The following is a 7,130-nucleotide window of genomic DNA, read 5'->3' on the forward strand; positions in this document are numbered from 1 at the left end:
CGCTCCTGGAGCGGAACCTTGTCGCTGCTCGCAAAGAGCACGCTGTCAATCGGGGATAGGTGCCGCCGGTCCGGCAGCGGAAAGGATTGCCCCCCCACATCTTTAACCCCGGACGGTGCTGCGTCCCGTCGCTCGATAATCTTTTGCAGGGACCAGAAGCCAAAGGGACAAATGGTGGAATTGGCAATGCGCAGATCTGGTTCCAAATCGGCAGCCGACTTGCAGTGCGGGCAGTCATCAGCGTCGGACTCGAGGGCGGCGAGGCCCTCCTCACAGATCGTAGCGTCATCGGTGGGCCACCCACGGTCGTAAACAAACTCAACCGGGGAGTATTCCTTGGGACTGCTGTTCTGAACCTGGATACGCCGGCCGGGATCCTCAAAGCCATCTCCCAGGCTGTTATAGAGCGCTGCTCCATGCCGTGCCAGGGTGCGGAGAATTTGGAGAACGTCGGGGTCGCCGGCATCGAGGACCTCAGCGGTTTGCCCCTGGCGCACGCGCCGCCGCACCAATGAGGTTTCCGCTGCAAAGAGCTCTGTGTTGAGGTAGTTCATGATTTCGTCGGGGTCCTTCAGGTCAAAGCTCGCCCCGCTCGTGCTGCTATAGATCTGGAGAGCGGTTGGGCCTTGACTATCCGGGCGATCGACTCGCGTCCGATCTTCCCCGTAGATCATCACCATGTCGACCTCGTTGCTGTCAGCAAGTTCAACGACCTCCCGCTGCGCTAGCTGCACCCGCACCTCAACCGTGTCGTCAGGCTGCTCAACCCTGCCTGGGGGCAGCACATAAGCCTCGACACGGACAATCTCAAAGGCACGGCCGCGGTAAAGGAAGGCGACCTCGGCGCTGACAAAACGCTCATTATCGGGTAGATGGATGTGGAGATCACAATCGTTGCTGCGGGCGGTGCGGTCGCAGGGGAGATGGAGCTTGCCGTGGTCGGTCTGGTCCTTCCACCGCAGAACGACGTCAAGGGTGATGCCCTCGGGTGGAAGCTTGACGGTGGGAATAACTGTATCAGCAACGGCGCCGGCTTCCGGTTCAGGCAGAGCAATCCAGCAGCGGATGGCGTTATCGGCACCGGCTAGAAAGGTTTTGCGACGAAGCCCCTGGTGGCGGATCTGAGCGTGCACCCGGCGCTGTTCAGCCACGGCCGGCTCGTCCGCCGCTGACGTCTCCCGGCCCGCTGGCACCATCTCCATAATGTCGTCGAAAAGTGGCCCGGGAGCGACTCCTTGATGGCGGGAAACAAACAAGCCACAGGGCACGCCGCCTTTGAGCACCACCAGGATCTGCCGGTGACTCGAGTCCCGCAGAAACCGTGCCTCGACCAACGCCGCCTCATCCTGCTCTACGCTCCGGCTTGGGACCAACAGCCCTGCAACAACCTGCAGCGACTGGTCTAGCGCGTCGCGCCCGTCGGACTCGAACAATTGGCTCAGATCGGCTGCCGCCAGCACAGCAAAACGACCATCGAGTAAGGGCACGACGATGTACCACTCGCCCAAATCCCTTCCAGCCGCCTCCTCTCGCAGCCGCCAGGCCGCCTCGCCAACGCTTACCTCTGGGTCTACGACGACAAAGGTTTTGCACAACTCATCATCTGGAATTGGGCTCATCGGTCTCACTCCTTTCGCTAATCAGATTTAAGATGACTCCCTCGCTCACGCGAGAATATAACCTGGGCCCTCCCCAATGCAGCCTCCCCCGGCCAAGCCGACTTGCCAGCGCGCCACGCGCCACCATGATGGCGTGATCCACCTGCCAGTGGGCCGCTAGCGTTATGTAAAACTGCTCACAGAAAACCACGGCGGCATCTTCAGAGATTTCATAACCCATCCCAATGGCGGCCGGCAGCTTACCCAACTGCACCAGCGCCTCTGCCAGGCCCAACGTACCCTGGATCACATCCTGTTCTGCACTGCGGCAGGCATTGAGCACGACGAGTTTTGGCCGCCGGTCCTGTGTGGACGCGTTCTCGAACAGGTCAACAAGCGGTTTCTGGGGCACACGAATGGGGGTACCGTCCTCGCCCTCGAAATAGAGCACCGGCAGGTTTTGCCCCGCCCAAATGCCCCCGTGTCCGGTGAAATGAACCAGGTCAAAGCCACCCGAGCGCACGGACGATTCAAAATCCTCCCAGCTGGCATGCCTCAAGGGCACGATGTCCACCAGGCGTCGCTCGCTGCTGGAAGCTAAGGCTTTCTCAATTGCGCTTAACTCCTCCTCTTGCCGCTTCAGCTCAGTGAGTCCCTTGCCCTTGGGGTTCGAAAGGGCGACCAAAATCCGTAGCGGGGCTTCGACAGCCAAGTTGCCATTGTCCTCCTCGCCGGAAAGATCACGCACCAGCGTGACCTGCGAGTCAATGGTGAGAAATGCTGGTTGATGGGGGTCATACATGAACTCCCAGGGGATAGCCTTTAGGTGCTGAGCCTGCTCTTGGCGCAGGCTCAGCCTGGCAGAATGGTAGGGCAAACCCAGACCCAAAATCCTCAGCTCCTCTGGGATTGGATCTGGAAAAAGCGCATCGTACAGCAAACCGCCAAGATCCTGGAGCATTCCTGGCGCCTCTGCGCGGAATTCCCTCAGTTCAGCCTCCAATCTCCGGATGCGGTCAAGATCCGGGCTGGAGGTCGCTTCCACCTTGAAGGGTTCAGGCCCGCGGACGAATGCCTTGACCAGCGCAGGCGGAAAGTGTAAACTGCCCAGAATCTGGTTTAGTTTCCCGGGCTTCCGGACGGATCCCTCAACAAGCACTTGAAGCCTGGGCTCTGCCGCATTGGCCGTCAGCGAAACCTCCAGATCCAGGGCATAGCCGAAAAACTGGCGCTGCAGCTTCCACTGGTAGATTTTGATGCCTCCGGTCAAAGCTAGCCCGAAGACACCAAGTACGACAAGAACCAGAAGGTAGGGAAAGTAGGGTTCTTCCCGCAGGCGCTCCCACCGAGTGGGGGATTGGACGAACAGCTCTACGGGTCCGGCCACAGCCGAGTGGTTCAAGTCCCGGTCAAAGGCCTGGACGGAAAAGCGATAGTGCATTCCTGGCTCCAGGCTCTGGATTACGGATCCATCCGACGTGGGAACCTGGCTGATAAGCTCTCCAGCCTGGATGGAAACCAGGTACTCAAGTCCAGCCAGATCACCAAGGTCGCTCGCAGCGTATTGGAACATCGCCGTCTCAGAGCGATAGGGCACCCCACCGGCCAAACAGGCGGCGTCGCACACCTCATTGTCCACAATTAATGGTCCCAGCTCGATCTGGGGCGCCTGCCGGGCATCTCGGTGGTAAGTCAACCCCGATGCAGTCCCTATCCACAACGTGCCATCCGGAGCCTGGTCGAGCGCGTTGATCCACTTGTGGCTTAACCCGTCATCACGGGTGAATGTTCTGGGGGGCAGATCTCGGCCGATCAGGTTGAGGCCGCCATCGGTACCTGCCCAGATGTTTCCCGGCCGGGCGTTATCTTCCCACAGCGCGTAAACTTGCTCACCCGCCAGTTTCGGTATCTGAATGGTGTGCCAGGCCGCAGGATCATGTGGGTCTGCACCGGCCTGCAGTCGGCTGACGCCAGCCCTGGTGGCGAACCAAAGGTTGCCAGCCGAGTCCTCCAGTCCCGCTAAAACAAAATCATCGGCCAGACCACCGCTTGTATTCGCGCGGTCGACGAGCGCCCAAGTCCCATCCCTGTAGCGGCTCGCGCCGCCGTTAGACGTGCCCACCCAGATGTCGCCCGTCACCGTTTCCCACAAGGCCAGGACAGAGTCCTGTCCAAGAGCGCCGCCGCGCTTTGAGAACAGCCTGACCTCCTCTCCAGAGAGTTGATACAAGCCTAAAGTGCTTCCCACCCACAGCCGCCCCATGAGATCGATCAGGATCGCCTGGACGCACAGGTCCTTTGGCACTCGGATGTCGGTCACAAAGCGCCCATCTACCAGTTTTGCCAGGCCGGCGTTTGTCCCTGCCCAGATGTCCCCGTCCGGGCCGTGAGCCAGGGCGTAGACCGCCTGCCCGGGTAACCCCTCGTTAAGCCATGTCCATTCCCCGGCAGGTGTCCGCTGAAAGATGCCAGCCGGAGTGACAGCATAACCAGCGCCATCCGCACCAGCAAGCACCTTCCTGATTTCTGTACCGCGAAGCGAGGGGTGGGACTCTCTCATCCACTGGCCAAGGGGCAGGCGAGATACACCGGCGCTTGTCCCCAACCACAGATTGCCCTCGAGGTCGTACGCCAGCGCATTCACACTGTCTCCCGCCAGGGTCGTCTCGCTGGTGAGAATACCTGTGACGATCCCATCTTTCAGCCGGATAAGCCCTTTAGCCGTACCTGCCCATAGTCCACCTTCAGGATGCTCGATGAGGGCCCATACGTTGTTGTTGGCCAGCCCATCCTCTTCAGTATAGATTCGGTGCACCGCAGAACCAATGAACTGCACCAGGCCGGCATCGGTCGCCGCCCACATTTCGCCGTCTGAGTCCCTTAGCAGGGCTGTGAGCGTCGCACCGGTAGGCAGGCCATCGTCCGCCTTGATGACCTCAACCAGCTCGTGCCCCTTAAGGATCTGGATGCTGCTGCCGGTGGATCCAAGGGCGCCAACCCACACATGGCCATCAGCGTCCTCACCCAACGTGTTTACAGCAGGCGGCAGGCCACCGATTGTAATCGTTTCCCACACGCCACCCAGCCAGCGCGCCAGGCCATCAAAACCTCCAACCCACACAGCACCATCGCTTGCCAGGTGCAGTGCCCTGATTGCGTCTACTTCCAGCCCTGCAGGTTCTTCCAGGTGTGTGTCCCAGGAGCCATCAGCATTCCGCCGGTGCAGCCCCGAGTCGGCGCCTACCCACAGCGCACCATCATCGGTAGCTAACAACGCATGGATATGATTCTCGACGATCTCCTGAGGGATGCCTTCTGTGCGAAATCGCGAACCAAAGAATTGCGACAACCCGTAAGTGGTGCCCACCCACAGCCAGCCGTCAGCACTTTGGGCTACTGCCAAGATACGGTCGCTGAGCAGGCCATCGGCAGTCGTGAATGGATTTGCGGTTATGTCCTGGGCAGCAACGGGACCTGCCCAGGACACAGCCAGCAGAACGACTGCCCAGAAAAACCTAGTAGATCTGCACATCAGACACAAAGAACGACATTCCATAGCCCCTGTCAAGTGCGCGCAGAACTGCTTGCCCATCTTCCGCCAATTCAAGTTCCACCAGCGTATCAATTGGGAATAAACAGGTAAATTGCTCGGCGACACTGGACAGGGCTAGACAAGCTTGGTCTATATCCCCCTCGGGAGCGCTTGGGTCCACACCGCTGAACCTGAGAAGCCGCTGGTCAGCTGCCTTGTCTAGCTCTTCTGATCTCTCTGGTGAGATCAGGACACCAACACTAATAGCGTTGAAACCATCTTCAACAAAATCGGAGGTGATAACCATGCCCACGGATTGCGGTCTGGTCATCGGGGTGGGGTCAGGCAGTTCTACCAGCGCGAATACCGAAAAATGAATGATCTTGGCCTCTGCAAACCATTCAGACCCCACCATGAAAGCCCCGGCATTGCCCACAAACTTCCAATTGCCCGCCCTTAATTGGTAGACCGCATAGCAGTAGGACGATCCCCCGCATTCTTCCGGTTGCTTAAGTGTGGGTGGGTGCTCTGCCAGATCGTACCGTAGTTTTGGCTTGGAATTACTCGTGTTTGGTGGTGACGTGAACTTGAGGTCGTCTGGTTTAACATCAACGGCGGCCAAACAGTTATTATAGGGGCAGTGTGGCAGGCTGCTCAGGTCTACAGGTGAAATGGACATCTTGTCTGTTTCGCACCAGGCGACATTCCCAGGATCTGTGTAGGCGTAGGTATCTTTAAAAACCTCGATGCTCGAGCCATCACTGGAGGAATAGGTGGGATTGTCGCTGATGCTTACTTTTTTTGCCATGGGACCCATTGGCGGGCACGTCGGCGGCGTCGGCGGCGTCGGCCCGCAACCCCCTTGCAGGACAACGCTGGCCAACATAACGAACACCACAAGGAATTGCAAAAACTTGGACATTGTTCTACCCTCCATATCTACGCCTGAATTTACGGCAGTGCTAGAACTCGGTTAGGCTACCAAGCAACACCGATAGAGCAAGACACGCTGGCTCTTCAGAGGTGCGCGATGGCAACAATCCTCCTTCAGCAGCTACCCAACAATTTCCGATGGTGAACGGGCGGCGGCGCTCAGTTGGTCCACCTGGGAGGCGATACCCCTCTGGGTCGGATCGCTGCCGTCACCGAAAAGCCGGTAGGAGCTGATCCCAATCACGAGGGTATGGGTACCAGGCTGGGTCAGATCTTTCGCAATCAGTGATGCCATGTTTTGCTCAACTTGTCTATACAATTCCATATTATATTATTTAATAATGGTTGTCAACAAGGACCAATCAGGCCTACCTGGCACAAATGGTAATGACCGACTTTGAGCATTAATCCACTTTAGCATCAAAGCGAGGGTGCTGGGCGAGGAATTCGAGGTCAAATAGATAAACCTACGCTCGTTAAAAGAAAAAAGAGGTCGTGATTGTCCACGGCCTCTCGAATATGTTAATTAATCTATCAATCCAAAACCAAAGGGAAACAGCGGTGCACCCTCCCCGCTGCCAATGGGCAGCTGATTCGTACTCACCGGCCAGGTGAAGGCCAATTTCCCGCTAAAAGGCACATCGCCGAAAATCACATCGGCCACACCCCCTCCTTCAGTGCCGGGTAACCAGGCGGCGATCAGGGCATCCCACTTGTCAATCCGGTCAGTGATGATTAATGGGCGGCCGCTGATCAGGATCACGGCCAGCTGATCACAGGAGTCTTCCATTCTGTTCAAGGCTCGTTTATCAGCCAGAGAGAAGTCCGGTGTTTCACGATCGCCGACGCCTTCTGCATAGGGGAGTTCCCCAACCACAGCCAGACACAGGCTGGGCTGCGCCTCATCCGTTGCTGGAAATTGCCCTCCCTGATTGATGATTAACTGCGTTTCTGCAGAAACCGTGTTCTGAATCGCTTCCAGGATGGTTGTTCCGGGCGTGATATCACCTGAGTCGCCCTGCCAGGTGATCGTCCAGCCGCCAGACTGGATACCGATATCATCATAT

General features: G+C 58.1%; 5 protein-coding genes. All 5 read right to left on the minus strand.

Annotation, left to right across the window (positions count from 1 at the left end; genetic code table 11):
* The coding region (locus R6W86_RS08110) for a hypothetical protein (RefSeq protein ID WP_410328857.1) at positions 1 to 1,487 on the minus strand (1,487 nt) is incomplete at its 3' end.
* A 112-nt stretch (positions 1,488 to 1,599) separates the two neighbouring features.
* Positions 1,600 to 5,190 (minus strand): two-component regulator propeller domain-containing protein, encoded by a 3,591-nt coding sequence (locus tag R6W86_RS08115; RefSeq protein ID WP_410328858.1) that lies wholly within the window; start codon positions 5,188 to 5,190, stop codon positions 1,600 to 1,602.
* Entirely contained in the window at positions 5,114 to 6,052 is a 939-nt protein-coding gene (locus tag R6W86_RS08120) for a hypothetical protein (RefSeq protein ID WP_410328859.1), read from the minus strand. The genes R6W86_RS08115 and R6W86_RS08120 overlap by 77 nt, the downstream gene beginning before the upstream one ends.
* A 132-nt stretch (positions 6,053 to 6,184) precedes the next feature.
* Positions 6,185 to 6,358, minus strand: coding sequence for a hypothetical protein (locus R6W86_RS08125; protein ID WP_410328860.1), 174 nt, complete (start codon positions 6,356 to 6,358; stop codon positions 6,185 to 6,187).
* Positions 6,359 to 6,589: 231 nt separating this feature from the next.
* On the minus strand, positions 6,590 to 7,130 hold a 541-nt coding region (locus R6W86_RS08130; protein WP_410328861.1), incomplete at its 5' end, for a glycoside hydrolase family 3 protein.

The sequence above is a fragment of the Marinobacter sp. genome, assembly GCF_046484525.1.
In the GTDB taxonomy this organism is placed as follows: domain Bacteria; phylum Pseudomonadota; class Gammaproteobacteria; order Pseudomonadales; family Oleiphilaceae; genus Marinobacter.